This is a genomic window from Streptomyces sp. A0592 (assembly GCF_004795115.1).
Lineage (GTDB): Bacteria > Actinomycetota > Actinomycetes > Streptomycetales > Streptomycetaceae > Streptomyces > Streptomyces erythrochromogenes.
Genome location: NZ_SSBM01000001.1, coordinates 39,695 through 66,522, shown reverse-complemented (window position 1 = coordinate 66,522; position 26,828 = coordinate 39,695). Strand labels below are relative to the sequence as shown.

General features: G+C 73.4%; 24 protein-coding genes. 9 read left to right on the top strand and 15 right to left on the bottom strand.

The annotated features are described in order from the left end of the window. Positions 1-9: 9 nt before the first annotated feature. From E6U81_RS00335 to E6U81_RS00320, 4 genes are all read right to left on the bottom strand, one after another. On the bottom strand, positions 10-1,566 hold the full coding sequence (locus E6U81_RS00335; RefSeq protein ID WP_136227999.1) for a SagB family peptide dehydrogenase: 1,557 nt from the start codon (positions 1,564-1,566) through the stop codon (positions 10-12). A 40-nt stretch (positions 1,567-1,606) separates the two neighbouring features. Continuing rightward, positions 1,607-3,541, bottom strand: coding sequence for a TOMM precursor leader peptide-binding protein (locus E6U81_RS00330; RefSeq protein ID WP_136227998.1), 1,935 nt, complete (start codon positions 3,539-3,541; stop codon positions 1,607-1,609). Continuing rightward, entirely contained in the window at positions 3,531-5,795 is a 2,265-nt protein-coding gene (locus E6U81_RS00325) for a TOMM precursor leader peptide-binding protein (RefSeq protein ID WP_136227997.1), read from the bottom strand. The genes E6U81_RS00330 and E6U81_RS00325 overlap by 11 nt, the downstream gene beginning before the upstream one ends. A 129-nt stretch (positions 5,796-5,924) precedes the next feature. Continuing rightward, complete coding sequence (locus E6U81_RS00320) at positions 5,925-7,646, bottom strand: BTAD domain-containing putative transcriptional regulator (protein ID WP_136227996.1); 1,722 nt, start codon at positions 7,644-7,646, stop codon at positions 5,925-5,927. 901 nt (positions 7,647-8,547) lie between these two features. Between E6U81_RS00320 and E6U81_RS00315 the strand changes: the two genes are divergently transcribed. Then, on the top strand, positions 8,548-9,501 hold the full coding sequence (locus E6U81_RS00315; RefSeq protein WP_136227995.1) for an alpha/beta hydrolase: 954 nt from the start codon (positions 8,548-8,550) through the stop codon (positions 9,499-9,501). A gap of 246 nt (positions 9,502-9,747) precedes the next feature. On the opposite strand, the gene E6U81_RS00305 is transcribed toward E6U81_RS00315, so the two are convergent. Together E6U81_RS00305 and E6U81_RS00300 are read right to left on the bottom strand one after the other, a co-directional pair. Then, on the bottom strand, positions 9,748-10,299 hold the full coding sequence (locus E6U81_RS00305; protein WP_136227994.1) for a GNAT family N-acetyltransferase: 552 nt from the start codon (positions 10,297-10,299) through the stop codon (positions 9,748-9,750). Positions 10,300-10,325: 26 nt separating this feature from the next. Next, positions 10,326-10,592 (bottom strand): DUF4235 domain-containing protein, encoded by a 267-nt coding sequence (locus E6U81_RS00300; RefSeq protein ID WP_136227993.1) that lies wholly within the window; start codon positions 10,590-10,592, stop codon positions 10,326-10,328. Between the two features lie 155 nt (positions 10,593-10,747). On the opposite strand from E6U81_RS00300, the gene E6U81_RS00295 reads away from it, so the two are divergent. Continuing rightward, the gene (locus E6U81_RS00295) at positions 10,748-11,284 is read left to right on the top strand and encodes a hemerythrin domain-containing protein (protein ID WP_136227992.1); all 537 of its coding nucleotides are present in this window, start codon (positions 10,748-10,750) and stop codon (positions 11,282-11,284) included. A 295-nt stretch (positions 11,285-11,579) separates the two neighbouring features. Beyond that, complete coding sequence (locus E6U81_RS00290; protein ID WP_136227991.1) at positions 11,580-11,762, top strand: hypothetical protein; 183 nt, start codon at positions 11,580-11,582, stop codon at positions 11,760-11,762. A gap of 126 nt (positions 11,763-11,888) precedes the next feature. Here E6U81_RS00290 and E6U81_RS00285 read toward each other — a convergent pair whose 3' ends face one another. Both E6U81_RS00285 and E6U81_RS00280 read right to left on the bottom strand, forming a co-directional pair. Then, positions 11,889-13,424 carry an APC family permease gene (locus tag E6U81_RS00285; protein ID WP_136227990.1) on the bottom strand — a complete coding sequence of 512 codons (1,536 nt, stop codon included), beginning with the start codon at positions 13,422-13,424 and terminating at the stop codon, positions 11,889-11,891. A gap of 138 nt (positions 13,425-13,562) precedes the next feature. Then, positions 13,563-14,270: a TetR family transcriptional regulator gene (locus E6U81_RS00280; RefSeq protein ID WP_136227989.1), complete on the bottom strand. Its 708-nt coding sequence runs from the start codon at positions 14,268-14,270 to the stop codon at positions 13,563-13,565. 114 nt (positions 14,271-14,384) lie between these two features. On the opposite strand from E6U81_RS00280, the gene E6U81_RS00275 reads away from it, so the two are divergent. The 4 genes from E6U81_RS00275 to E6U81_RS00260 all read left to right on the top strand — a co-directional run bounded on the left by E6U81_RS00275 (position 14,385) and on the right by E6U81_RS00260 (position 18,900). After that, on the top strand, positions 14,385-15,632 hold the full coding sequence (locus E6U81_RS00275; RefSeq protein WP_136227988.1) for a saccharopine dehydrogenase C-terminal domain-containing protein: 1,248 nt from the start codon (positions 14,385-14,387) through the stop codon (positions 15,630-15,632). 80 nt (positions 15,633-15,712) lie between these two features. Beyond that, positions 15,713-16,633 (top strand): class A beta-lactamase, encoded by a 921-nt coding sequence (gene bla / locus E6U81_RS00270; protein ID WP_136227987.1) that lies wholly within the window; start codon positions 15,713-15,715, stop codon positions 16,631-16,633. 228 nt (positions 16,634-16,861) lie between these two features. Further along, positions 16,862-17,779: a methyltransferase domain-containing protein gene (locus tag E6U81_RS00265; protein WP_136227986.1), complete on the top strand. Its 918-nt coding sequence runs from the start codon at positions 16,862-16,864 to the stop codon at positions 17,777-17,779. Further along, on the top strand, positions 17,776-18,900 hold the full coding sequence (locus tag E6U81_RS00260) for a hypothetical protein (RefSeq protein WP_240803536.1): 1,125 nt from the start codon (positions 17,776-17,778) through the stop codon (positions 18,898-18,900). The genes E6U81_RS00265 and E6U81_RS00260 overlap by 4 nt, the downstream gene beginning before the upstream one ends. Before the next feature lie 71 nt (positions 18,901-18,971). On the opposite strand, the gene E6U81_RS00255 is transcribed toward E6U81_RS00260, so the two are convergent. The 6 genes from E6U81_RS00255 to E6U81_RS00230 all read right to left on the bottom strand — a co-directional run bounded on the left by E6U81_RS00255 (position 18,972) and on the right by E6U81_RS00230 (position 24,254). Beyond that, the gene (locus E6U81_RS00255; protein WP_240803535.1) at positions 18,972-20,378 is read right to left on the bottom strand and encodes a cytochrome P450; all 1,407 of its coding nucleotides are present in this window, start codon (positions 20,376-20,378) and stop codon (positions 18,972-18,974) included. Next, positions 20,375-20,995: an ATP/GTP-binding protein gene (locus tag E6U81_RS00250; protein WP_136227985.1), complete on the bottom strand. Its 621-nt coding sequence runs from the start codon at positions 20,993-20,995 to the stop codon at positions 20,375-20,377. Before E6U81_RS00250 ends, E6U81_RS00255 begins: the two co-directional genes overlap by 4 nt. After that, complete coding sequence (locus E6U81_RS00245; RefSeq protein ID WP_136227984.1) at positions 20,976-21,335, bottom strand: DUF742 domain-containing protein; 360 nt, start codon at positions 21,333-21,335, stop codon at positions 20,976-20,978. The genes E6U81_RS00250 and E6U81_RS00245 overlap by 20 nt, the downstream gene beginning before the upstream one ends. Then, positions 21,332-21,736 carry a roadblock/LC7 domain-containing protein gene (locus tag E6U81_RS00240; protein ID WP_030031532.1) on the bottom strand — a complete coding sequence of 135 codons (405 nt, stop codon included), beginning with the start codon at positions 21,734-21,736 and terminating at the stop codon, positions 21,332-21,334. The genes E6U81_RS00245 and E6U81_RS00240 overlap by 4 nt, the downstream gene beginning before the upstream one ends. Before the next feature lie 6 nt (positions 21,737-21,742). Beyond that, the gene (locus E6U81_RS00235) at positions 21,743-23,293 is read right to left on the bottom strand and encodes an ATP-binding protein (protein ID WP_136227983.1); all 1,551 of its coding nucleotides are present in this window, start codon (positions 23,291-23,293) and stop codon (positions 21,743-21,745) included. Positions 23,294-23,630: 337 nt separating this feature from the next. Next, positions 23,631-24,254 (bottom strand): TetR/AcrR family transcriptional regulator, encoded by a 624-nt coding sequence (locus E6U81_RS00230; RefSeq protein WP_168714512.1) that lies wholly within the window; start codon positions 24,252-24,254, stop codon positions 23,631-23,633. 102 nt (positions 24,255-24,356) lie between these two features. Between E6U81_RS00230 and E6U81_RS00225 the strand changes: the two genes are divergently transcribed. Further along, positions 24,357-25,145 (top strand): SDR family oxidoreductase, encoded by a 789-nt coding sequence (locus tag E6U81_RS00225; protein ID WP_136227981.1) that lies wholly within the window; start codon positions 24,357-24,359, stop codon positions 25,143-25,145. Between the two features lie 101 nt (positions 25,146-25,246). Next, entirely contained in the window at positions 25,247-25,597 is a 351-nt protein-coding gene (locus E6U81_RS40365; protein ID WP_206309802.1) for a hypothetical protein, read from the top strand. Between the two features lie 36 nt (positions 25,598-25,633). Here E6U81_RS40365 and E6U81_RS00215 read toward each other — a convergent pair whose 3' ends face one another. Next, positions 25,634-26,779, bottom strand: coding sequence for a glycoside hydrolase family 64 protein (locus E6U81_RS00215; RefSeq protein ID WP_240803588.1), 1,146 nt, complete (start codon positions 26,777-26,779; stop codon positions 25,634-25,636). Positions 26,780-26,828: the final 49 nt, after the last annotated feature.

Genomic DNA, 26,828 nt, shown 5'->3' with positions numbered 1-26,828 from the left:
CCGCTCCCTTCAGGCGATCTCGTGGCGGAAGTCGGCCGGCCGCGGGCGTTCGTGGCCCAGCAGCATGATCAGCAGGGGGGCCTCGTCGGTGCCGGTCAGCCCCAGTTCCTCGATGTACGAGATGTTGTCGAAGCCGAGGGCCACCCCGGCGCCCAGTCCGAAGGCCGCGGCCGTGGTGTAGAAGGTCTGGGCGACGGCTCCGACGGTGCCGCCCACGAGCCGGTAGCCGCGGTCTCCGACGCGGTCCAGTACGGCGGTGGTGCGGACGGTCGGGACGAGCACCGCGCCGGCCTGCTCCAGGTTGTAGTTGGAGAGGAAGTAGGTGCGCTGGAGGAAGGGGCCGGGCGGTCCCGCCTTGACCAGGCGCAGGGTGTGCGCGGCCGCGTCGTAGGCGTACGCGCCCGGCGCGATGCCCTCGACGTGGTTGACGAAGGCGTACAGCGAGGTGAGGCAGGGGCCGCCCGGGCGCTCGGCCTCGGTCCCGTAGCGGGTGGCGGCGCAGTCGGCCAGCGCGGCGGCGAGCTGCTCGGCGGCGACCGGGCGGGAGGCGTCGAAGCGGCCGAAGCTGCTGCGGCGTTCGCGCAGGGCGCGGGTGGTGGCCGCCGGCGGCACGGGCGGACGCGGCAGCGGCAGCGGCAGCGCGCCGCGGGGCGGGTGGGCGGCCGCGGCGTCCAGTGCTCCCGGCTCCGGGCGGTCGGCGGCCCGCCCCTCGGTGGCCCGGTGGACGCGCCGCAGGGTCTCGAACTCCAGCACGCGGCGGGAGCGTTCGACGTCCCGGTGGCGTGCGGTGGCGCCCGTCGCCCCGCCCTCGCCGGGTGTCCGCCCGCCCTCCCAGGTCAGCGGGACGACGGCGAAGACGCCCTCCTCCTCGGCGGCCACGCCCAGCAGCCGGGCCAGGCGCTCCTCGTCGAACCACAGCACCGGGTCGATCCGCAGCCCGTACTGCGCCGCCCACAGCCGCCAGGTCTGCACGAGCGCGCCCACGTCCATGCTGACGGCGTGGAAGGAGAAGCTGTTGTACTTGAAGGCGTTCTGCCAGTACTTGACGCCGAGGACGAGGTACTGCGTGGCCTGCCCTGCCGCGCCCGGGCCCGGGCCGAGGGCCTCCCGGACGTCGCCCGTGACGTCGCCCGTGAGCAGCCGGCGCAGACCGTGCTGGTGCGGCGCGTAGTGGTAGAGGCCGGGTGTCAGCGGCCCGCCGGGGCCGGCCGCCCAGTGGACGGCCACCGGGTAGAGGCCGCCGCCGGAGGCGGTGCCGCGCGACCAGTTCGCGTGGCGGTAGTGCGGCAGCGCCGCCAGGTCGGTGTTGGCCTGGACCGCGAGGCGCCGTCCGGTCAGCCCGTAGGAGTCCCTCAGCATCCCGGACAGCAGCGGCAGGGTGAATCCGGGCACGGGGTGCCGCGACGCCGTGGGCGGGGGCGTCACCGGCAGGGGGAGCGTCTCGGCGTCCGGGTGGAACTTGGCCTTGCGGGGCCGGTCGGCCCAGTCGGGGACGAAGTCGGCGGGCTCCATCGGCACCCGGCCGCGGTGCATGATCTCGTGGGCGTAGACATGGGCGTGGCCCATGGGTCCTCCTGCGTTCGGATCGGACGCCGGCGGTGGCCGGTCAGGGGAAGGGGTGGGGCGCCGGGTTGAGGTCGGCGGGCTCCAGCGGGCGCTCGCGCAGACCGGCGGCGAACAGGCCGGTCCGCATCCGCGGCATGCCGAGCGCCCGCTGCCGGGACCACCCGAAGTCGATGGGGAGCAGCCCGGGGACGAGCACGCTCACGGTGTGCAGTCCGAGGGCCCGCTGCTCGGGCATCGTCTGGTCGACGACCACGACGTCGAACCCCTCCGCGGCGACCGCCGACACGCACCGCTCCAGATCGGTGCGCACGTCGTCGGAGGCGGGCGCACCCCACCGGTCGGGCCACTCCAGCTCGGCGACGGTCCGCGGACGCTCGGTGCCGGGGCCGCGCAGCAGGAAGTCCGCGTGCGCGCCCATCTCCGGGACCCCGTAGACGAGCGGATGGTCGTGCAGCGCCGTGACCAGGTCGAAGTCGGCCGCCATGGCGCGCAGCCGGGCCTCGTCGCGTTCGGTGCGCCCGGGCAGGTTGACGGCGTCCGTGGCGATCTCGCAGAGCGCCGAGGCCAGGGCGGACTCCGGGTCGAGGCCGGCGCCGGCGCCGAAGCACATCCGGCCGGGTCCGCCGTCCAACCGTTCGGCGACCGCCGTCACGACGGGGACGGGGAAGGTGATCCGCGTGTCGAAGAAGCGGGCCCGGTAGCCGTACATCGCCAGCCGGTCGACCATCGCCCGCGTCGAGGGCCGGGAACTGCTCGCCGGGTCGATCTCGGGCAGGGGCTGGCGCCCGTACCAGGTGAGCAGGAAGGCGTCGCGCTCGATCACCTCCATCAGGCCGAAGTAGGCGGCCTCGGCCAGACTGCCGCCGGAGGCGCAGCCGTTGGAGCTCTCCTGCACGAACCGGTTCTCCAGGCCCGGGGCGTGGTAGTACGTCAGGATCTCCGGGACCAGGCGGGGCGTCCGGTCGCGCAGCGACCACCCCCACACCCAGGCGATCTCCCGGTCCGGGTCGAAGGGGCGCACGCGCGGGTTGTCCCGGTGGAAGGCCTCGCTGTAGAGGCCGACGTCCCGCGGGTCGACCGCGTCGGCGCCGAACCGGTTCAGCGAGCCGGTGACGCTCGTGGTCCGGGCGCGGGCCCGCATTCCGGCGTAGCGCTCCAGGCCCTCCAGGACCCCCACGTGCGCACTGCGTGCGAAGGAGTCCGTGTGGCCGCCCCAGAACGTCTCGCGCAGGTACGCGCCCGAGCGCATGGAGAAGCAGCCGATGGTCGCGGAGGTGGAGGTGGAGGAGACGTCCTGGACGAGGGAGGGCCCCAGCGCCCCGCACAGCGGGTTCGCGAAGGCGGCCACGTCGATCCCGTACGACTCGACGGGGCGGGTGCGGAACACCCCGGACCGGTGTTTCGGCGCGGGCGCCAGGTCGGGCACGGCAGCGGCGGCGGTGTCCTCCTGCGGGGTGGCGCAGACCGGGCACTCCGGGTCCGGGACCAGCGGATACCGGCGGACCCGGCCGGTCCTCAGGTCCAGCAGCAGGACGTCGGGGAAGACGCCGCCGGGCGCCGCGCCGCCGGGGCGGGGCTCCTGGGCGGCCGTGACCAGCGCGGCCAGGGTCCCGGCGGCGAAGGGGTGCGCGTACGGCCAGCTGCCCGCGGCCCGGGTGCCGCCGCCGAGTTCGAGGGCGTCCCGGAGCGCCACGGACCGTACCGCCTGCCAGCGGCGCTCCAGGCAGCGGGCGCAGCCGCCGGGTGGCCCGACGACCGCCTGGTGGCCGTACAGGTGCACCGGCACGGCCGCTCCGTCGGCGGGCTCGGGGACGGGCCGGGTGAAGGAGTCGCCGAGACCGAGGGCGGTGAGCGTGGTCCGGGGCCCGCCGAGCGCGGCGAGGTCGCGGTCCAGCTGCGCGGTGAAGCGGGCCGCCGCGTCGGGGCCGAGCGCGTCGGCGAGGCCGGGGCCGGCTGTCGGCTGATCAGTGGTCATCGCCCGGCTCCTGGGCGGTGGTCAGCAGCACTCTGGCGGTGTGGAGTCCGGCCGAGGCCAGGTCCGGAGTGCCGGTGGGGACGACGTAGGCGTCTCGGCCCGCCGCCCGCAGCCGGTCCAGCACCTCGGACCAGTCGGCGGCGGGCCGATCGGCGTCGGCGGAGCGGGCGTCCGGCGAGGTCGTGAGGGTGCGGGCGTCGAGGTCGGCCAGCAGGGGGTCACCGGTGTCGGCCGGTCCGCCGGGGGCGGCCTCGTCCCGCTCGAACTGCACGGCGCCCAGCAGGTCCCGCAGCGCGGCCGTCGTCGCCGTCCGGCGGTCGAGGCCGGCGCCCACGGCCCAGCGTTCCCCGGACCGGGCCAGCAGCACCCGGACGCCGGAGCGCGCGGCCTCGCCGAGGTCGAGGAGTTCGACGGCGAGTGCGAGCCGGTCCGCCGACCGCACGAGGAAGGCGAGTTCGGCGTCGTCGGTGTCGTCCGTCAGCGCCACCGGCACGGCCGCCGATCCGCGGACCGCGCGCAGCAGGGCGTCGTGGGCCAGGGCGGACAGCAGGCCCGCGGCCGCCGCGTCGGCGGGCGAGGGTCCGGCGCCGGCGCCGGCGCGGGTGCGCTCGAAGAGCCGGTCGCCGTTGTGCGGGCCGAAGGGGCGGACGGCGCCCGCCGGTACGAGGACGGGCTCCTTCGTGACGAGGGAGACGGCCCGCTGCCAGGCGGTGGCCGTGCCGGGCAGCCCGGAGGCGACGGTCAGCGACCCTTCCGCGACCGCTCCCCCGCCCTCGCTCCCGCTCCGGGTGGCGATGCCGTACGCGGGGACGACGTGCTCGGCGTAGACCACGGCCGCGGCGTCCAGTGCCCGCATCCTGGCCCCGGCGACGTGGTGGACGTCGAAGGCCGCGATCGCCCGGGGCCCCGTACGGCCGGTGCCGAACTCGACCGCGCTCAGCTTGAGCGGGATCTGGGTCAGCGGCTCGTCGGCGTAGCGCGTGAAGACGCCGGTGTACGGGCGGACGAGCGCGGAGCGCCGGTTCAGCTCCTCCACCAGGGCGTCCGCTGCGCGGGCGGTGTCCAGGGTGAGCAGGGCGGGGGCGGCGGTCGTGCCGGCCTCGGCCAGGTCCACGGGGTCCGCGGCCCGGCCCGCCTCCTGCGGGTCCGGGGCGCAGAACGGGCAGCGCGGGTGTGCGAGGAGCGGCTCGGCGGTCACGTCCAGGGAGGCCATGTCCTGCACGATCACCTGCCCGGCGGTCTCGGCGGGCAGGGCTCCGGAGGTGGTGCGGAAGACCTCGTAGCCCAGGAGGTTGCCGATCATCGCGGCCAGCGGCCGCCCCGGCTCCGGGCCGGCCGCGGCGGGCCCGCCGGGCAGGGCCAGGGTGCTCCACAGCTCGGCCGCGGCACCGCCGTCGCGGCCGGCGGCCGCGCCGAGCCGGAGCGCGGCGCAGGCCCAGCAGCCGGGGGTCCCCGACGTCATGAGCGGGCCGATCACGGCGTCGGCGCCGTACGACCAGGCCGGCAGGAGGGTGCGGCCGGCCGGGATGCCCGCGCGCAGCAGCGGCAGCAGACGGGCGGGCGCGGTGCGGCCGCCGGTGACGACCACCAGGTCGTAGTCGGACAGTTCGGCCCAGGACGGCTCGCGGCCCGGGTCCGTCGGCAGGGTGCGCAGCTGCGCCGGGCAGCCGTCGGCGACGGCCTCGGCCACCTCGGCGTCGAGCTCGGGCGCGCCGGACGCGCCGGACGCGCGAGTGGCCGGCGCGGGGGTGCGCAGGGCCGCCGTCACGCCGACGAGGGCGCTGCCGTTGCGTATCAGGCTCGACGCGCACCAGCGGGCGATGTCGTCGTCGCCCAGGACGGCCACGCGGGTGTCCCGGAAGCGCAGGAAGCGGGCTTCGGCGTCGTCGGAGTAGTGGTCGGCGTAGGCGATCTGCGGGGCGTACCTGCGGGCCACGTCGGGGTCGGGCGCCGGCTGCCCGGCGGCGGGGGCGGTGACGGGCCGGGCGAAGTCCCGCTCGTACAGGGTCCGGACGAGTTCACCGACCATCGCCTGCTGTGCTTCGCCGAGGCCCCGGCACAGGTCTGCGACCGAGTGCTCGCCGGTGAGGTGGGGGACGATCAGCGTCGCGAAGCGGTACGCGGACTTGGCCGTGAGTCGGAAGCCGCCGTCCGCGTTGTGGAACAGCACGCCGTCGGGAGTCTCGGTGAACAGCACGTCCCGGCGGATCCGGGGACGGGTCGCGGCAACGGCTCGGTAGCTGGCTTGGGCCATGGGAACACCCCTGGGTGCGGTCTGGGCGGGATCGGGGGATGAAGCGTGGTGCGGGGCTGGAAGCGTGGTGCGGGGGAGGAAGCCTGGTGCGGGGGGTGCGGCGGGAGGGCAGGTGCGGGCCGGGAGAGGTCAGCGAGGTCCGGCCGTGGCCGCCGTCTCGTGCGTGCGCACGCGCCAACGCGCGTAGATGCGGAGCAGATCGTGGAGGCGGTACGGGCCGGGCGGTCCGTCCTCCAACAGCCCTTCCTCCACGAGCTGTTCGAGTACCGATTCACTCTCCCCGGCCACCGGTTCCCCGGCCTCGGCGCGCTCCCCCAGCCGGAGGAACGCCTCCCGCAGGGCGGGGGCGAGCGCGTCGAGGGCCTGTCCCAGCACCTCGGGTACGGAGAGCCCGGCGTCCTCCGCGAGCGCCAGCCGCGCGGGGGGATCCTCCGCGAGCCAGGCCGCGCAGTCCGCGACGGACAGCCCGGGCCGGGTCAGGAGCCGTCCCGCGGCGATCCGCAGGGCGAGCGGGAAGTGGCCGCACACGGCAGCCAGTTCACGGGTCGCCGCGGGCTCGGCCGCGATGCGTTCGGCGCCGACGAGCCCGGCGAGCAGCGCGTACGCCTCGGCGGAGCGGAGCACGTCGAGGCGGTGCACGGCGCCGCCGTGGGTGGCGACGACCGCGGCCAGCTGGCGTCTGCTGGTCACGAGGACGGCGGCGTCCTCCGCCGCGGGCAGCAGCGGGAGCACCTGCCAGGCTCCGGCCGCGCCGTCCAGGACGATCAGCCGGCGGCCCGGGGCGGGCCCGGGTACGAGCCGCGCCGCCTCCTCGACGGCGACCGGGGTTCCGTCGGGCCGGGCCAGCTGGAGGGTGAACACGCCGCCCGGGAAGGCCTCCTGCACCTCGTGGGCGGTCTGGCGGGCGAGGGCGGACTTCCCGATGCCCGGCGCCCCCGAGACGACGACCATGCGCGGACCGTCGTCGGCGGTGAGCCGGGCGGCGATGGCCCTGCGGTCGGCGTCGCGTCCGGCGAAGGCGGGGACGGGAGGCACCGCCCGGGACGGCCGGGCCGCTGCGGTCGCACCGGCGGGCAGCGCGGCCGGCCCGGCCGCGGCCCCGACCGCGGCGCGCGCGGGCTCCGGCGGGGCCGGCGCGAGCTCCTCCGCGCGCAGGATGGCGAGCTCCAGGCGGCGCAGTCCCGGTCCCGGGTCGATGCCGAGTTCGTCCCGCAGCCGGTCGCGGACCATGCGGTACTCGGCGAGCGCTTCGGCCTGCCGTCCAGTGCGGTAGAGCGCCTCGACGAGCTGCTCGGTGAAGCGTTCGCGCACCGGGTGCCGGCGGGCGCTCTCGTACAGGTCGACCAGGACCTGATGGCAGTTCCCGGCGGCGAGTTCGAGGTCGCAGACACGTTCCAGCACCCTCAGCCGCTCCTGTTCGAGGGCGGGCACCGCGTCGTCGTGGAGCATGCGCGAGGCCACGTTGGCGAGGGGCTGCCCCTGCCAGAGGGTCAGCGCCTCGCGCAGCCGGTAGAGCTCCTCCCCCGGGCCGTCCGCCGATCCGGACCGGGCCGCGAGCGCGCGGAACTGGACGAGATCGAGGGTGTCGGTGTCGCAATGCATCCGGTAGCCGCCCGGAACGGCCTCGATGGTGGTGGCGGATATGCCGTACTTGGCGAACAGCCGGCGCAGCCTGAGGACGCACGTCTGCAGTGCGGCGCGGGCCGTGGCGGGCGGTTCTTCGTCCCATACGGCGCGCAGCAAGTAGGTGGTGGACACCACCGCGTTCGGGTGCAGCAGAAGTGCGGCGAGAAGACTGGTCGGCTTGGACGGTTTGAGAACGACGGTTTCCGGGCCGTGCGCAATGCTCAAAGGCCCCAAAAGCTGGAACCGGATGATTGATCCCCCGTGTCGGGACACGCATTCCCCCAATAGGGAGCGCGGCGGGGGCGGTGGTCTGCCGGTTCTTCAGGGCCGTCACACGCCGGAAATAGTCCGGACCAATCCCGAAGTCGCCGTCCGCCCCCCGTTGGGCGGTGAATAACTGGAACACTACATAACGGATCTTGTGGAAGTCGAGTCGGCGGAAGGCCCATTTCCTTCCCGCCGACCTTTTCTCCCTTCTCCGTAACCTGGGCGCTTCGCGGAGTTACCGCCGGTTCGTCAAAACCGTTAAGCCGTAAACGAATTACCGTGGGGGCGCCATCCAAGCACGATGTCGTGATCCAATTAAGGTGCATATCACGCCACTGATATGGCCGATCCGCACCCTTGTCACGGTCTCCGCGCCGGGGCTTTGCGGAAGCAGCGGTGCACCGGTGCACACATCGGCGGGCCCGGACGGGCAACGGGGCTGATCGGAGCCGACCCACGGTGACGAGGCGGCCGGCCGCGGGCACACGGCGGCGGCCGCTTCCGCTTCCGACTGCGCCCTTTTCCGAGAGGACACCCCCGTGTTCGGCATCGCCCGGGTCCACCGGGCCACCGGGCCACCGGGCCACCGGGCCACCGGGCCACCGGGCCACCGGGCCACCGGGCCACCGGGCGCAAGAAGATCATCCTTTCCGGTCTGTGGACCGAGGTCTGCCTGGTGCTGTCGGCGCTCTCCGCCCTCGCCGGGGATACGAGGTCAACGCGGCGCTGCTCGCCTTCCTCGGCTGAGCGGGTCCCGCTCCGGCGCGCCGGTGGCCGTCTCCCGCCCGGGAACGGCCGCCCGCGTGATCCTTGGCGCCGTACCGGCAGCCGCCCCCACTTCCCCCGAAGGAGCCCCACCATGTCGAGCCGCCCCGTCCTGGAGCCCGCCGCCCAGGCCTTCGCCGACGCCACCGCGAAGCCGCCGTTCCTCTACGAGATCCCCGTCGCCGACGGCCGCAAGGCCGTGGACGACGTCCAGAGCGGCGACGGCGTCGCCCTCCCGCCGGTGGACGAGGAATGGCTCACCGTCCCCGGCGGCCCCACCGGCGAGGTCCGCACCCGCGTCGTCCGCCCGAGCGGCGCCACCGGCCCGCTCCCCGTCATCCTCTACATCCACGGCGCGGGCTGGGTCTTCGGCAACGCCCACACCCACGACCGGCTGGTGCGCGAACTCGCGGTCGGCGCCGGGGCGGCCGTGGTCTTCCCCGAGTACGACCTCTCCCCCGAGGCCCGCTACCCCGTGGCCATCGAGCAGAACTACGCCGTCGCCCGGTGGATCACCACCGAGGGCGGCCGGCACGGCCTCGACGGCGGCCGCCTCGCCGTCGCCGGCGACTCGGTGGGCGGCAACATGAGCGCCGCCCTCACCCTGATGGCCAAGGAGCGCGGCGACGTCCGCCTCGTCCAGCAGGTCCTCTTCTACCCGGTGACGGACGCCTCCTTCGACAGCGAGTCCTACCTGCAGTTCGCCGAGGGGTACTTCCTGCGCCGCGACGCCATGCGCTGGTTCTGGGACCAGTACACGACCGACCCGGCCCAGCGCGCGGAAATCACCGCCTCCCCGCTGCGGGCCCGCCCCGAGCAGCTCACCGGACTGCCGCCGGCCCTGGTCATCACCGCCGAGGCCGACGTGCTGCGCGACGAGGGCGAGGCGTACGCCGCGAAACTGCGGGCGGCCGGGGTACCCGTCACGGCTCTGCGCGCGCTGGGCACCATCCATGACTTCGTCATGCTGAACGCCCTGCGCGAGACGGCGGCCGCGACCCTCGCCGTCGGACTCGCCGTCGACACCCTGCGCGACGCCCTGGCATGAGCGGCGCGCCCAGCATGCCCGTGGGCGGCATACGCCCGGCCCCGGAGCTCCACGACGGCTCCGCGGCCGACCTCGTCCTGCGCAACGCCAAGGTCTTCACGGGAGACCCCGCCCGGCCGGGGCCCGCGCCGTCTCCGTCAAGGACGGCCGGGTCCCGGCCCTCGGCGACGACGGCCACGGGCCGGCCGGGCCCGTCGGCCCCCGCCACCCGGGGGTCGTCGACGCGGACCGCGGTCTCCCGTTCGATCATGTCTGCGGCCCGACGAGCGGGGAACGCACCCCGAACCACTGCTCGGCGCCGAACTCCTCGAACCGCTCCACCTCGGTGAAGCCGAGCTTCGCAGCGAGGCGCATGGAGCGGTCGTTGGCGCTCTGGGTGCACAGCACCACGGGCTCGCCGGGACGGGCGTCGGCGAACCAGTCGAGGGCGGCAGCGCAGGCCTCCGCGGCGTAGCCGCGTCCCCAGGCCTGCGGCAGGAACGTGTAGCCGAGTTCGGCCTCCCCGGCCTCCGGACGGATGTGTCCCGGGCGGCCGGCGTCGCGCCGCATGAGCGTGATCATGCCGATCATCGCTCCGTCGAGTTCGGTCACGAAGGAGCCAGGGCGCCGGCCGGGCACCTCGGGCACGCGGCGCTCCAGCTCGTCGCGCGGCCGGGCGCCACCGAGGTGGGCGCCGACCTCCGCGGAGGCGAACAGCTCGATGAACGCCGGGCGGTCCCGGGCCTCGGACTCGCGGAGCACGAGCCGTTCGGTCCGTAACGGGGCAGGTGGCCAGTCGACCTGTTCGATTCCGATCATGGCGGGCAACCTACCTCAGGGGCCGGTCAGTCGGGCCAGGTGCCGGTGAGGCGCCGGACGGCCACGGCTCCGCCCCGGTCGATCGCCGCCTTGACCGCGGCGAACACGGCGCCCTGCAGGATCGCGGCGATGAGGATCTCCCGCCACGACCGGTCCTCGTCGGTGGCATTCGGTGCGTCGTCGTCGTGGCCCAGCCGCTTCCACACCTGCTTGAACGCGAGGCCGGCCAGCGCACCTCCGAGGGCGCCGAGGGCCATGCCCACGGGCTTGTACGCGACGGTCGAGGTCTTCACGGGTACCTCCTCCACGGGTCCGCGTCCGGTTCTTCCTCCCCTGCGCCTGCCCGCTCCTGCGCGCGGCTAACGCGTGCGGGGCAGGGTAGACGCGGAACCGGGCCGGCAGTCCGTGCCGGTCAGTACGCCGATCCTCGACGGAACGGAGTTTCGCCATGGCTGACGCAGTCGACGTCATCACCGAACTGACCGCGGACCACCGCGAGATGGACGAGACGTTCGACATCCTCGAACAGGCCGTCCCCGCGGCGGAACGCCAGACGGCGGCAGAGCGGCTGACGATCGAGCTCGTCCGGCACACGGTGGCCGAGGAGGAGCACCTCTATCCGACCCTCCGGAAGGTGCTCCCGGACGGGGATCTCATCGCGGACCGGGAGATCGCCGACCACGCCCGGATGGAGAAGATCCTCAAGGATCTCGAGGGGCTCGACGCCGACGGACCCCAGTTCGACCAGCTCGTCGCGGCGCTGAGGGCCGAGGTCACGGCGCACGTCTGGGACGAGGAGGAGAACCTCTTCCCGCGGCTGCGGGAGACCTGCGCACAGGAGGCCCTGGAGCGGATGGGCGACAGCGTCCGGCGCGCGAAGCTGCGTGCGCCCCGCTCCCCCGGGACGCCTCCGGCGACGGCCCCGGGCATGGGCCTCGTGGACCACGCCCGCGACCTCGTCACGGACCGCACCGGCACACGTTGAGGGGCCCGACTCACTCTCACGGTACGTGTTCGAACAATCACTCTGCATAACAAGGCCGTCACATCCTCTCTCCCCCCGGTGCCGCGTGCTCCGATGCGGCCTTACGGTCCAGGAAGCGCAGAAGGGGATCACCGCGGCCGATGTCCTGGACAGATGGCGACCACGGTGAACCCCTTTGCGTGCCCCCGTGCCCATACCAAGCAAGGAGGCTCCGTTCGAGCGTAGGACGTCACCCCCCGAAGGCACCACACCCCTCTGCCACAAGTGCACGAACCGTGACCTGTGGCGGGCCCGAGTGGCCGAGGGCGTACGGCTGTTCGCCTTGGCCACCTCGGTGGTGCTCGCCGTACTCGGAGTCGTCGCGGCCGTCGTCTCCGTCGGCCAGGGGGATTCGGACCTGGCCAAGACGACCTGCACGATCGCCGGAGTGGGGGTCGCGGCCGCCGCAGCGCTGCACCATACCGGCAGGCCGCGCTGACGGAGCATCGGAGGATGCCCGCACAGCCCGGCTGACCGACCTCGCGGGCCGCGATGCGTGAAGCAGCCCCGGCCGACCGGGGCGTCAGAGGGTGCGCTCACGCGGTCGCGGCCGGCGGCGGTGGGTTCATTCGCCGGTGATGGAGGGCGCCGGCGGGCGAACCGGGGCCTCGGGCCCGTGCGGGGCGGGGGCCGCGGCCGGGGCGGTGGTGGGGCGTTCGGTCCAGAACGTGCCGGACGCCGCACGGCGGGCGAGCATCAGGAGCACTCCGACCAGGCTCAGGCCGAGGGCGATGACCAGGGGCGGGCCCAAGCCGAACCAGGCGGCTCCGCCGGAGGAGTTGGCCGGGTCGGCCATGTCGGCCACCGCCTCCACGAGCAGCCAGGCCAGCATGCCCGCGCCGGCGAGCGGGCCGGCCCCGATGAGTAGGAACTCGCGCAGGCTCGCGGTGAGCCGGCGCCGGTGGTGGACCGCGCAGGCGACGCCGGTGAGGGCGTAGTAGAAGGCGATCAGCAGGGACAGGGCCGTCAGGGAGTCGGCGAGGGCGTTCTCGCTGATCCGGTGGATGAGCAGGTACCAGACGGTGGCCGTGCCGGCGACCCACCAGGTGCTGACGGCGGGGGTGCGGTAGCGGGGGTGGATCAGGCCGAACCGGCTCGGGAGGGCGTGCCGGCGGGCCATGGAGAGCGCGGTGCGCGACGCCGGGATGATCGTCGTCTGGGTCGAGGCGAGCGCCGAGGTGGCGACGGCCAGGAGGACGATCCAGTCCCAGCCGCCGAGGGCCTCGCGGGCCAGGGAGGCGAAGACGGCCTCCTCGTCGTCGGCGTGCGCAGCGAGGTAGCCGGTACCGGCGAAGGCGACGACCGCGAAGGCCACGGAAACATAGGTGGCCAGGAGGACGACGGTCGACCAGAGGCCGGCCCGCCCGGGCGCCGATGAGGGGTCCTTCGTCTCCTCGGTGAGGTTCACGGCGGACTCCCAGCCCCAGTACACGAAGACGCCGAGGAGCAGCCCGCCGGTCAGCGCCGTCCCGCCCGCCGCGAAGGGGTCGAGCCAGTCGGCGGCCGGCCGTACGGCGTCGAGCGAGGCGGTGCCCGCGTAGACCCGGTACAGAGCCACCCCGGCGAACACGAACAGGCAGACGGTCTGCAGCAGGACCAGGACGTTCTGCAGCCGGGCCGCCGCCTGCGTGTCCCGTACGCACAGCGCCGCCATCACCACGATCACGAGCACGGTCAGTGCCTGCCGGATCAGGGTGTCGCCCGCGAGGGTGTCCAGGCCGACGGCCAGCAGGCCGAAGTTCACGGCCACGTCGGCGAGCGAGCCGACGACCAGGACGCCGGTCATCGTGATCGCCCAGCCTCCGAGCCACCCGGCCGTGGGGCCCAGCGCACGCGTCACCCAGGAGAAGGTCGTGCCGCAGTCGGGATCGGCGCGGTTCAGGTAGTAGAAAGCGGATGCGATGAGAACCATCGGTACGAAGGACGCGAGCATCACCCCGGGAGCGTGGACGCCGACCAGCGCGACGATCGGCCCGATCACCGCGGCCAGGAAGTACGCCGGCGAGGTGGCGTTGAGCCCGATGGCGAGCGCGTCGACGAACCCGATCGCGTTCGGTCTGAGCGTGGCGGCCTGCGGCGTCCGCGGGGTGTCATCGACCATGGTCCCTCACTGGTGCGGTGTGAACGGGGCGTGAATGCGATGAGGAAACCCGTGCGCCGCCCGGAGGGTCAATGGTGTTGGCATAAGCCCCGCGGCTCCCTCCCCCGCTCCCACCCCGGCCCCCGTACCGGCTCCCGCTCAGGCCCCGTTGTCCGCCAGCTGCCGCTCCGCCGTGTCCAGCAGCATCTCCAGCGCGACCGGGTAGGCGCTGTGCGGCATGCGCGCGGCCAGCAGCCCGGCGGTGGCCGCGATGTTCGGGTACGCGTCCGCCGGCAGGCGGGCGTACGTCGACTCCCAGCGCTCCTCGTCCGACTCGCGCGCCTTGGCCGACAGGGCCAGGGGGCCCGCGTCGAGGGCCGCGAAGGCCAGGCTCTGGTCGACGTACGCGTGGTAGATCCGCACCGCGTCCTCGTCGCCGAACCCCGCACCGCGCAGGATGCCCAGGATCGCCTCGTCGGCCGCGATCTCGCGGGGCCGGCCGGTCACCCGGCTCGCGGTCAGCAGGGCGGCCTGCGGGTGGGCGAGGTAGGCGCCGTGGATGCGCAGCCCCAGGGCGCGGAGGTCGTCGCGCCACCGGCCGGTCGGGGACCAGCCGGCGAGCGCGCGGCCGATCAGCTCCTCGCCGATGGCGAGGGTGAGCCCGTCCATGCCCTCGAAGTACCGGTAGAGGGTGCTCGGGTCCGCGCCCAGGGCGGCGCCGAGCCGCCGGGCGGACAGGCCCGCGCTGCCGTGCTCGCGCACCATCCGCAGCGCCGTCTCGACGATCAGCCTCTCGGAGAGCACCGTGCCCTGCCGGGTCGGGCGTCGCCGCTTGCGGGCCTCCTCGGGGACCACGTCCTTCGCCATCGCCGCCCGCCTCCATAACGTCCCGGCCTTATGCCAACACCATTGACCTTAACTCGTGGCGCCCGGTTCCATCAGCCCCCTGAGGCGGACGCCTCACCGAGAGAGGACCAAGACATGCGTGTTCTGCTTGTGGGTGCCGGCGGTGTCGGGAGCGCGATCACCAAGATCGCCGCCCGCCGCGGCTTCTTCGACCACTTCGTCGTCGCCGACTACGACCTGGCCCGCGCGGAGGCCGCCGTCGCCGCCCTGGGCGCCGACGAGGAGCGGTTCAGCGCCTGCCGCGTCGACGCCTCCGACGAGGCGGCGGTGACCGGGCTGCTCACCGAGCACGGGTGCGACGTACTGATGAACGCCACCGACCCGCGCTTCGTGATGCCCCTGTTCGACGCGGCGCTGGCGGCGGGCAGCCACTACGTCGACATGGCCATGTCCCTCTCCCGCCCGCACCCGGACCACCCGCACAGCGAGTGCGGGGTCAAGCTCGGCGACGAGCAGTTCGAACAGGCCGCGGACTGGGAGAAGTCGGGCCGCCTGGCGCTCGTCGGCATGGGTGTCGAGCCCGGGCTGTCGGACGTCTTCGCCCGCTACGCAGCCGATGAACTCTTCGACGACATCGAGGAGATCGGCATCCGCGACGGAGCGAACCTGGCCGTCGAGGGATACGACTTCGCCCCGTCCTTCAACATCTGGACGACGATCGAGGAGTGCCTGAACCCGCCCGTCGTCTACGAGAGCGGGCGCGGCTGGTTCACCACGGAGCCGTTCAGCGAACCGGAGGTCTTCGACTTCCCCGAGGGCATCGGGCCGGTCGAGTGCGTCAACGTCGAGCACGAGGAGGTCCTCCTGGTGCCGCGCTGGGTCGGCGCCCGGCGCGTGACGTTCAAGTACGGCCTCGGCGACGACTTCATCGGCAAGCTCAAGACGCTGCACGCGCTGGGTCTGGACTCCACGGTCCGGGTCCCGGTCCGCGGCGAGGACGGCACCGAGGTACGGGTCTCGCCGCGCGACGTGGTCGCCGCCTGCCTGCCCGACCCGGCGACGCTCGGGGACCGGATGACGGGGAAGACCTGCGCCGGCACCTGGGTGAAGGGCACCAAGGACGGCAGGCCCCGCGAGGTGTACCTCTACCACGTGGTCGACAACCAGTGGTCCATGCGCGAATACGGCTCCCAGGCCGTCGTCTGGCAGACCGCCGTCAACCCGGTGGTGGCCCTCGAACTGATCGCTACCGGGGTGTGGTCCGGGGCCGGCGTCCTGGGCCCCGAGGCGCTGCCGCCGCTCCCGTTCCTCGACCTGCTGACGGCGTACGGCTCCCCCTGGGCGGTCCGCGAACAGCGCCCCGCCACCGCCCCGGGCCACTGACCGGACCGACCGGTGGAACCGAAATGATCTTCTTTGGCGTCATTGTCACCACGTGACCGTCGAGGGAGAGGAGAGGCGACGTGGAGCAGACCCGTCGTGCCGTACTGACTCTGGGAGCGGGGGTGGCGCTGACCGCGGTGCTGCCGGCGGGCGCGGCCCGTGCGGCGGCACCAGCCGCGTCCAGCGAGCGCGGTGGTGGCGGCGAGGCCGTCCGGCAGCTGCGCGCACTGGAGCGCGAGTACGGCGCATGGGTGGGGGCGTACGCCCGGGACACCGGTACGGGCCGGACGGTGCTGTACCGGGCCGACGAGCTGTTCCCCATGTGCTCGGTGTTCAAGACGCCGGCCGCGGCGGCCGTGATGCGGGACCTGGACCGTGACGGCGAGTTCCTCGCCCGGCGCATCCACTACACGCAGGAGGACGTCACCTCCGCGGGCGGCGGCTCGGTGACCGGGCTGCCTGCGAACGTCGCCGGCGGGCTGACGGTGGCCGAGCTGTGCTCGGCGGCCATCGCGCAGAGCGACAACTGCGCCGCGAACCTGCTGCTCCGCGAGCTGGGCGGGCCCACGGCCATCACCCGGTTCTGCCGTTCCGTCGGGGACCGCACGACGCGGCTCGACCGCTGGGAGCCGGAGCTGAACTCGGCCGAGCCCTCGCGGGTGACCGACACGACCAGTCCCCGGGCCATCGCCCGCACGTACGGGCGGCTCGTGCTCGGCGACGCACTCGCCCCGCGGCACCGGGAACTCCTGACGCGGTGGCTGGTGTCCAACACCACGAGCGGCGACCGGTTCCGCGCCGGCCTGCCGCGCGACTGGGTGGTCGGGGACAAGACGGGCGCCGGGTCGTACGGGACCAACAACAACGTGGGCATCGCCTGGCCTCCCGGACGGCCGCCCGTGGAGCTGGCCGTGCTGACCACCAAGGCGGACCCCGCCGCGCCGCGCGAGGACGCACTGGTCGCGAGGGCGGCCGGGGTGCTGGCGGCGGCGCTCACCTGACGGGCGCGGCCTCCGCCGCCGGGCACATCGGGGTCGAGCTCGCCATCACCGTCAACCAGGGCACACAGCAAGGATCTTGACGGTACCGTGCTGCTCCAGCGGGCTGACGTGGTGCCTACGAAGTGCCACGATGGTCCGTGCTTCAACAGTGTGCCCCTTCGGGACGCTACGAGAGCGGCGCCGGCGCGTCCCGGGGGCAGCCCTACCCCACGAAAGGGCGGACACCCCATGCGCGTCATACCGTTCGTTTGGCCTTTAGGCGGCGGCCGCGGCTCGGCCGCGGAGGACCAGGTGCGGCTCTACTACAGCCGCAAGACACAGGAAATCCTGCACAAGTACGGTCCGGGTCCACGCGTCCACTTCCACGTGGGGCTGTACCCGGACGGCCCACCGGACACCACCGTCCCCCAGAGCACGCTGCAACAGAGCCTGTTCGACTCGCAGGAGCGGATAGTCGACCACGCGGCCCGCACGTGGGGCGCGTACGAGGCACCTCCCCGGCGCCTGCTCGACATCGGCTGCGGACTGGGCGGCACCTCGCTCTACTGGGCGCAGGAGCACGGCGCGTCGGTCACCAGCCTGACCGTCACGCCGGAACACCTCCCGATCGTCCAGCACTTCGCCCGCAGCGCCGGGGTCGCGGAACGCGTGACTCCCGTACTGGCCGATGTGCACGACCTCGACGAGACCCGCGCGTACGACGCCGTCTACGCCAACGAGAGCAGCGGCTACACCGACCGGACCCGGCTGTTCGAGGTCGTCGCCAAGGCCCTTGAACCCGGCGGCTGGTTCGGGATCCAGGAGCACTTCGTGGGCGCGTCCGCGTGGCGGGAGTTCATGGACGGCTACTACAGAACCCGGCTCGGCCGGCACGGGGAGTACCTGGCCGCGGCCGAGGCGGCCGGCTTCGAGCTGGTGGAGGACGAGGACGTGACGGACGCGGTGGCGGAGTTCTGGGTGCAGTCCATGGCGTGGAACACCGCCGAACTCGACCGGTTGAGAGCGGACTCCCGTGCCGAGGCCGGCGCCTGGACCGGCGACCGGCTCGAGCAGTCGACGATCGCGCACAGCAAGTTCTTCCGGCTCTGGCGTGAGCACGCGGTGGAGACACGGCTGTTGCGCTTCCGGATCGGCGGTGGCCGATGACCGCGCCGCCCCGGCCCTCGCGCCTCGGCGCGGGCCTGCCGCCCTTCTACTGTCCCCTGCCGCGCGACCTCGTCCATCCCGACGCGAAGGAGGTGGAGGCCCGGGCGGTCGAGTGGCTCGACGCCTTCGGCGTGTACCCCGATCCGGTCGAGCGCGCCTGGGGACTCGCCACCCACAGTGCCGACTTCTCCTGCCGCATCATCCCCGAGGGGGCCGTGGAGGCCGTCCTGCTGTTCACCCAGTGGAACTACTGGGCCAACGCCGTGGACGACTGGCAGGATTCGGGCTCCGACGAGGTGGGGACGGCCGCGGTCGTCGAACACGGGGTGCGGCTGCTGCGGACCATCGAGGACCCCGGGGCGTCCGTGCTGCCCGACGGGCCCATGACCCGCGCACTGCAGGACCTGGTGGACCGTACCCACGCCATGCTCACCCCCTACGAGCTGCGCAGATTCGCCGAAGGGACGCGGGACTGGCTGCTCGGGGCGGCTTGGCGGGCCGCCCGGGCGGAGGCGGGGTCGATGCCGGGGCTGAACGACTTCGTCGCCATGGGGCCGCTGGCGAACGGCACGCGGTTCTCACTGACCTGGTCGGACGTCGCCCGCGGGGACCGGTTGCCGGCGGACGTCCTGTGCTCCCCCGCCCTGACGGCGCTGACGGACGCCGCGGGTTTCGTCGTCAGCGCGGACAACGACCTGTTCTCCTACGACAAGGACGACCACCTGGAGCCGCGCGAGATCAACCTCGTCAACGTGATCGCCCACCAGGAGGGATGCTCTCCGGCCGAGGCGGTCCCGCTCGCCGTGGCGCTGCGCGACCGGGTGATGGTCCTCTTCACCGGGCTGCGTGCGCGGCTTGAGGACGGCGCGGACGGCAGGGACGGCAGGGATGCCGGGGACGTCGAACTGCGCCGTCACCTCGCGGCGTTGGGCCACTACGTGGCCGGCTCCATCGCCTGGCAGACGCGGGCGCCGCGGTACGCCAGTCCGCGCAACCGGCACGAACTGCCGCTTGCGGATGCGGCGTTCGCGGTCCGGTACGCCGAGGAGCCGAGCGCTGCCGGAACCGAGCCGCCGGATCTGCCGGCCCTGGCGTCCTGGTGGCGGCAGCTGCGCGGCTGAGCGGAAGGTCCGAGGTCCCCGCCGGTGCGGCCGGGGACCTCGGACCTCGAACCTCGCTACGGGCTGTCTGCTCAGCGGCGGCCGAGCAGCCGGCGCCACCAGCTGACACCACGACGCCTGCGGCCGCCCGCGACCGGGGACGGCGGCGCCGTCGGCTGCGGCGGGATCACCGGATGGACGGGATGCCCGGCCGGCTGCTCCACCGGGAGCTGCGGAGCCTGGGCGGGCGCCGTCCGCGGGGCGAACCGTACCGGCAGCGACAGCAGGTGACGGGACATCAGTGTGCCGCGCCACTGGAGCTCGCTCGCGTCGACCGCCAGCTGGAGGTCCGGCAGCCGGTCCAGCAGGACCTCGATGCCGGTGTCCGCGATGGCGCGCCCGATGTCCTGGCCGGGGCACTCGTGCGGGCCGCTGCTGAACGCCAGGTGCGAGCGGTTGCCGTGGACGGACGCGGAGGGGTCGGGCCGGATCTGGGGGTCGGCGTTGCCCGCGGCCAGGCCGAGCAGGATCATGTCCCCGGCCTTCACCTGCTGGCCGCCGAGCACGGTGTCCCCGGTGGCCCAGCGCCCGATGATCGTGTTGATGGGAGGGTCGTCCCAGAGGACCTGCTCCAGCGCGTCGGGCAGGGTCATGTGGCCTCCGGAGAGGCTCGCCCGGAAGCGCGGGTCGGTCAGGACGGTGCGCAGGGTGTTGGCGATCAGGTTGGCGGTGGTCTCGTAGGCCGCGATCAGCACGACGCGCAGGTGCATGAGCACTTCGGTGTCGGTCAGGTCCGCGGGGTGCTCGATCAGCCAGGAGGCGAGGTCGCGGGCCGGCTTGGCCTTGCGCTCGACGACCAGGTTCTCCAGCGTGGTGGTGACGTAGCGGTCGCTCTGGAGGGCCGTCTCCGTCCCCTGGAGCATGTCGCGCGCCGCGTTGACCAGCAGCGGCCCGTGTTCGTCGGGTGCCCCGATGAGCTGGGTCATGACCAGCATGGGGAGCTGGTCGGAGAAGGCGGGCACCAGGTCGGCGTATCCCTCGGCCGTGATCTGGTCGACGAGCTGGTTGGCGAAGCGCGTCACGTAGCGGCGGATGCCGCGCTTGTCGAACCGCTCCAGGGACTCCACGACGGCCGAGCGCAGCCGCTCGTGGACCGGGCCGTCGGTGAAGTTGCACACCGGCACCCAGGAGACCATGGGGCCGAGCGGGGTGTCGGCCGGCACGCGGCCCTCTCTCATGTCCCGCCAGCCCCGGGGGTCTCGGGCGAACCGCGAGGAGGTTCGGGCGACATCCAGGTTCTCCCGGTGGCCGAGGACGAGCCACGCGGGGAGGTCCCCGCTCACGAGCACCGGGGCCACCGGCCCGTGCTCGGCACGCAGCTTCTCGTACAGGGCGAGGGGGTCCGCCTGGGCCTCCGCTCCGTGCAGGCGGTACAGGCCGCCGGCGGTCGCGGCGGAATGGGCGGGGCACCCGGGCGGTGGGGTGGGGGTGGTGGTCACATTGCCTCCTGGGTGGCTGCCTGGGAGTGCAGGTAGCGCATGAGGGTCAGCAGGACATCGCGGGACGAGTCCCGCCTTCTGGCGTCGCAGACGAGGATCGGGACGGCGGGTGGCAGGTCGAGGGCCTCGCGCAGCTCCTCCAGGGGGTGATCGGGAGCCCCGGGGAAGGAGTTGACGGCCACCACGAAGGGGACGCCGCGCTCCTCCAGCCGCCCGATGACGTCGAAGCTGATCTCCAGCCGCCGGGTGTCGAGGAGTACGACGGCTCCGAGCGCGCCTTCGAAGAGCCCGCGCCACAGGAACCAGAAGCGCTCCTGGCCGGGTGTTCCGAACAGGTACAGGACGAGTTCGTCGTTGATGCTGATGCGGCCGAAGTCCATGGCCACGGTGGTGGTGATCTTGCGGGCGACGCCCCAGGTGTCGTCGACGCCGACGCCGGCCCTGGTCATCGTCTCCTCGGTCGTCAGCGGTTTGATCTCGCTGACGGCACCGACCATCGTCGTCTTTCCCACGCCGAATCCGCCGACGACCACGACCTTCACGGCCGCCGCGGCCGACTGCGGCAGTATGTCCGCCTCACGCGGCCCGGCGGGCGGGTCAGAGCTTCTGAAGTCCATCGATCACTGCCTCGATCAGAGCAAGGTCGGGTAGCTGCGCGGCGGGAATGGGCGGGCGGACGTGCACGCGTTGGGCGGCCATCAGGTCTCCGACCAGCACGGTGACGACGCTCACGGGCAGGCCGACGTACGCGGCGATCTCGGCCACCGACAGCGGTGACTGGCACATCCGCAGGATGGATGCCTGCTCGGGCTGCATCTCGGGCCGGGGAGGCCCTTTGGCCACCACTAAGGTCACGAGGTCGAGCTGGACGGAGGTGGAGGGTCCACTGCGTCCGCCGGTGATGACGTAGAGCCGTTCGGGGCTGCTGTCCTCCCAGCTTGAGGGCGGCTCTTTCACGCGGGCTGCCCGTCGTGCCGGGGCGGGCTGCTCAGGTGGTCCCCCATTCGGGTCACCAGGTTGCGCATCTGCGCGCCCATCAGGCCCGCGTCGACGCCCTCGTCGGCGAGGACCGCGAGGTAGGAGCCGTCCCCGGCGGCCATCAGATAGAAGAAGCCGCCGTCCATCTCGATCACTACCAGCCGCATTCTGCCCTCGGAACTGGGCAGTTCGGCGGCCACCGCTCCGGCGAGGCTCTGCAGGCCGGCGCACGCGGCCGCCAGGCGGTCGGCCGTGTCCGTCTCGGCCCCGTACTGGGCCACGCAGAGCCCGTCCGCCGACAGCACGATCACGTGCCGCGTCTGCGGTACGCCGGCGGCCAGGTCCTTGAGCATCCAGTCCATACTGCTTCGCTGAGTCATCACTGTTCATGCCCCTTTGGTCGCTGAATCCGACGCGTCCTGGGCGCCCGACGCGTCCTGGCCGGGCTCACCCGACAGTCCGCTGTGGAACGCCTCCAGCCACATTCCGGGGCCGTTGTCGTCGGCCGGCTGCGGCCTCGCGGCCGGCCGGACTTCGGAGGTGGCGACACGGTCCTTCCGGCGCCGTTGCGGCAGGCCGGTCGCGGTACGTTCGGCGGTCGGCCCACCGTCGGCGGGCATCGGGCCGGTCATCGGGCCGGGCGCCGGAGCCGGCGTCGGCGTCGGCCGGGGCGCGGGGAAGCCGACCGACATGGCGTCGACCGGGTGCTCGCGCGGTGTGGCGGACACCGCCCTGGGCCCCGAGGAGGAGCCGATGCCGTGGGCGAGACCGGTCGCCGCCGACGCGGTGGTGATCAGGTGCTGCGGCACGATGACGACGGCGCGGACACCGCCGTACGCGGAGGAGCGCAGGGACACCTGGAACCCGTACGCCTGCGCGAGCCGGCCGACCACGGCCAGGCCCAGCCTCGGCGTCTCACCCAGGTCGTTGAGGTCGATCCCGGACTGCGCCTGCGCGAGCATCTTCTCGGCGCGGGCGCGGGCCTCCTCGCTCATGCTCAGTCCGCCGTCCTCGATCTCCACGGCGATGCCCGACTGCACCTCGACGGCGGTGAGGTGGACCCGGGTGTGCGGCGGGGAGTAGCGGGTGGCGTTGTCCAGCAGCTCGGCGAGGGTGTGGATCAGTGGTTCGACGACCGGGCCGACGACGGCGACCTCGGTGACCGAGTGGAGCTCGACCCGCTGGTAGTCGATGATCCTCGACATGGCGCCGCGCATGACGCTGTAGAGGGTGACCGCCCTGCTCCACTGCCGGCCGGGGCGCGCACCGCCGAGCACGGAGATGGAGTCGGCGAGCCTGCCGATGAGGGCGGTGCCGTGGTCCAGTCGCAGAAGGTCTCCGAACACGTCCGGGTTGCGGCCGTGCCGGTCCTCCATCTCGCGCATCTCGTGCGCCTGCTGGTGGACGATCGCCTGCACGCGGCGGGCGACGTTGACGAAGGCCCGCTGCGCCGAGTCGCGCAGGCTCTCCTCGTTGTCGACGGTGTCGATGGCGTGGGCCAGTACGGCCTGCAGGGCGGCTCTGAAGCGCGGGGTGAGGGCTGTGTCGTTGCCCCAGCGGTTGCCGTGTCCGGCGCGGCCGCCCAGGGAGGTGAGCACCTCCTCGGCCACCTCGCCCCGGCGCAGTCGCTCGATGGCCTCGGGGAGCACCACCGCGGAAAGGCGGGTCGCCTCGGTCTCCTGCCGGGCCAGGGTGTGCCGCAGTGCGGCGATCTCGGAGCCCCGGGCGGCGAGGGCGCGGCCGCGCCGCAGGGCTTCGACGAACACCGCGGCGGTGCACAGGCCGCCCGCGGCGATCAGGATGGTGCCGACCGGCTCGGAGGAGGAGACAAGCGCCCCGACCAGGCAGACGACGGCCAGGGACCCGACCGCGGGCAGCGCCCGGCTTGCTCCCGCCTCCGGGTGGGCTGTTTCGGGTGGAACGTCTCTTTGCTCCATCGGCGTCCTCGAATTATCGGAAAAGGGTGACCTTCTGACCGGTGGGCGGGAGCATAACTACGCCCAACTGCCCGCACGCGCGCTTTTGTTGGAGTTCATCGGACCGGAGGAACCGTTATGCGCCATCAATGGCGGCGAATTTCGGCCCGTGCGACGGACGGCCCGCGGAGGGCGGCGGCGTAAGGGGAGGTCGACGGCCCGCCGGCGCCTTGGCGGCACGGGCCTTCACCCCTGGATCCCCTCCGGCGCCGGCCGCGCCGCGCGGTCGCGAGGTGGCGGCGCGGACTGAAATGCGCTACGCGTGCGGCCGCGCCGGAGGAGTCACCGTATCGAGTGGTCAGGCTCCCGCATGTGCGGCGTCACCGCGGGGGGCCGCGAGGCCGGCGAGCAGGACCTCGAGGGCGAGGTCGGTGGCCTCGGACAGCGGGGTGTCCTCCAGGAGGGAGCCGACCGCCAGGGCCGCGAGGCCGTGCACGGTGGAGAAGGCGACCTGGGCGAGGCGGTCCGGCTCGCCCGCGCGCACGACACCCTCCTGCTGCGCGAGGGCGACGAGGCCTGCGGCGATGTGCAGGCTCTGGTGCCCGAGCTCGCGCAGTTCGGCGCTGGAGTCGTCGGCGTGCTTGGCCGTGAACATCAGGCTCAGCAGCGGGGCGTTCGCCACGGCGAAGGCGATGTAGGCGCGCCCCATTCCGGCGAGCCGGGCGGTGACGGGGCCGGGCTCGTCGACGGCGGCCCGCAGGGCTTCGTTGAGGCGGGTGAAGCCACCCACGGCGAGCGCGTCGAGCAGCGCCTGCCGGTCGCGGAAGTGGCGCCCCGGCGCGGCGTGGCTGACGCCGAGGTCCCGGGCGAGGGCGCGGAGGGACAGGCTGTCCGCCCCCGTCTCCGCGAGGACGGCTTCCGCGCGCGCCAGCAGGGCCTCTCGGAGGTTGCCGTGGTGGTAGGGCGAATCGGCGTCGGCCAAGGCGGCCTCCCCTCGCTCGATGTTGTCATTGACAACAATGTTTGCTCTGTCTACATTCAAATTATCGTCCATCGGCCGGAACACCGGAGCGGAGCGCCGACCATGTCTATGACATACCGCGGAACTACAGCCCTGATCACGGGGGCCAGCGCCGGCCTCGGCGTCGAGTTCGCCCGGCAGTGGGCCGAACGCGGAGCGGACGTCGTACTCGTCGCCCGCCGCGTCGAGCGGCTGGAGGAGATCGCGGCGGACCTTCGGGGCCGGTACGGGGTGCAGGCCCACGCGGTCGCCGCCGACCTGGCCCGGCCGGGCGCCGCGGCCGCACTGCACGCGGAGCTCGACGGGCTCGGGCTGCGCGTGCAGACCCTGGTCAACAACGCGGGTTTCGGCAGCCACGGCCCGTTCGCCGACCAGGACCCCGCCCGGATCAGCGAGATGATCCAGCTCAACGTGACGGCGCTGACGGAGCTGACCAGGCAGTTCCTCCCGGACCTGACGGCCGACGGACGGGGCGCCCTCGTCACCGTCGCCAGCGCGGCCGCCTACCAGCCGACCCCGGCGATGGCGGTGTACGGGGCCACCAAGGCGTTCGTCCTGAACTTCACCGAGGCCGTCGCCTACGAGACGCGCTCCTCCTCGCTGCGGGTGCTCGCCGTCTCGCCCGGCCCGGTCCGTACCGAGTTCTTCGACGTCGTCGGCAGTCAGGACGCGGCCGTCGGGCGGATGGCCACTGCCGAGCAGGTGGTCACGGCGGCCCGCCGGGCGCTGGAACGCGACAGGACGCCGCCCAGCATCGTCGTCGGCCTCGGCAACCGGCTCTCGGCGACGGCGTCCACGCTGGCGCCGCGCCGCCTGGCCCTGACGGTGGCGGGGCGGGCCCTCAAGGCCTGACCCCGACCCGACTCGTCCGGGCGGGCACGCCGGCGCACACTGGATCCGGACACCCCCGAGGCGCGGGGTGCCCGGATCCCGGGGGTGCGGGGAGGCACGACATGGTCATCAGTCACCACATCGGCGACGGAACGCTGCACGTGCGGATCCTGCACGAGCTGCACGTCACCGATCGGGCCGCGGCCGCCCTGCAGATCGAATCCCTCGTCCACGCCCACCGCCCTGCGCGGGTCACCGTCGAACTGCCGAGCCGCTCCCCCTCCCCCATGACCTTCAGCGCGCTGGCCCGCGCCCGGCGGATGTGCCAGAGCCTGGGGATCCCCCTGACCGCGACGGCGCCCGGCGAACAGGCGCCGCTGCCCCTCTTCGGCCACGAGACCGAAGCGGACGGCACGGCCAGCGGCTCCGTCGGCGCCCGGTGGCTGGAGCACGGAGCGCGCCACAACCACTGAGGTGGCCCCGGCGGCCCGACCGGCCCCGGACCGGGATCAGTTGAAGGGCTCCAGCGTCATGAAGGCCTCCTGGGGATTGCCCTCGTGCACCAGCGACTCGTGGGCGCCCACGTCGTCGAAGGCGAAGCCGTACGCCTTGCCGTCGGCCATCTGCGCGTGAATGATGCGCGAGTAGTGGTTGGTGACGGCGTCGCGGTAGAAGCCGTCGCCGTTCGCGTCGGGCTGGTTCGGGTTGGTCAGGAGCGTCGAGCGGTTGAAGCCCGCGCACAGGGTGCGGGAGATCGGGCCGCGGACGGTGTCGTTGGGGGCGTCGAGGAGCTTGTAGCAGCCGAAGACGCTGTCGGAGTCGGGCTTCTGGAAGCTGGTGACCACCGCGCCCGAGCCGTTGGTGAAGTTCATGACGTTGCCCGAGACCCGGCCGTAGTACTTGGTGCCCGGTTCGTGCGCGAACGGCGTCACGGTGAGGGTGGAGGAGGCGTACTTGCTCCAGACGCGGTTGATGTAGTCGTTCATCGCGCCGGCCGGGATGCCGCCCGCCTCGATGCCGTGGCCGGGGGACAGCGCCCGCAGCGGGGTCCCGTCGGAGCGGCTCTGGATCAGCCCGCCCCAGCCGGCCGAACGCAGCCCGCCGAAGACGGCGTTGTACCCGCCGGCCTTGAGGCGGCCGGTGTTCTTGACCGTGCCGTCGGCCGCCTTCGCGCCCACCGCGTACGGGGCCGAGAACATGTCGACCTGGGTGCTGTTGATCCACAGGCCTGCGTCGTTGAGCGTGTACTCGGACCAGTTGAACAGGATGTCGTGGTTGGGGTCGGAGGGGTTCTGCACGGCCGGCTGCACCAGGCCGCCGGTGGTGAGCCTGAAGACGAGCTTGCGCCCGACGGAGAAGTAGACGCGTCCGGAGAACTTGGGCATGCGGATCGTCTTGGTCTGCCCGTTGGCCGGGCCGGCGATCGACGCGTCCGGGGCGGGAGTGGGCGGGTTGCCTCCCGCGGGCCAGGGGTGGAAGGCACCGCTCGCGTCGGCCCAGCCCTGCCGGCCGGTCGTGAGCTGGGTGCCCAGGTTGTAGATGTAGACGGGCTCGCTGCGCCCGGAGTTGTTCTTGATGGTGAGCGGGATGGTGGCCGGTACGGCCTCGGCGGACGGCGGCGGGCCGAAGAACAGCACGCCGGCGCCGACCGACAGGGCCGCGACGCCGAACACCAGCACTCTCGACAAGCGGAACACTCTCTTC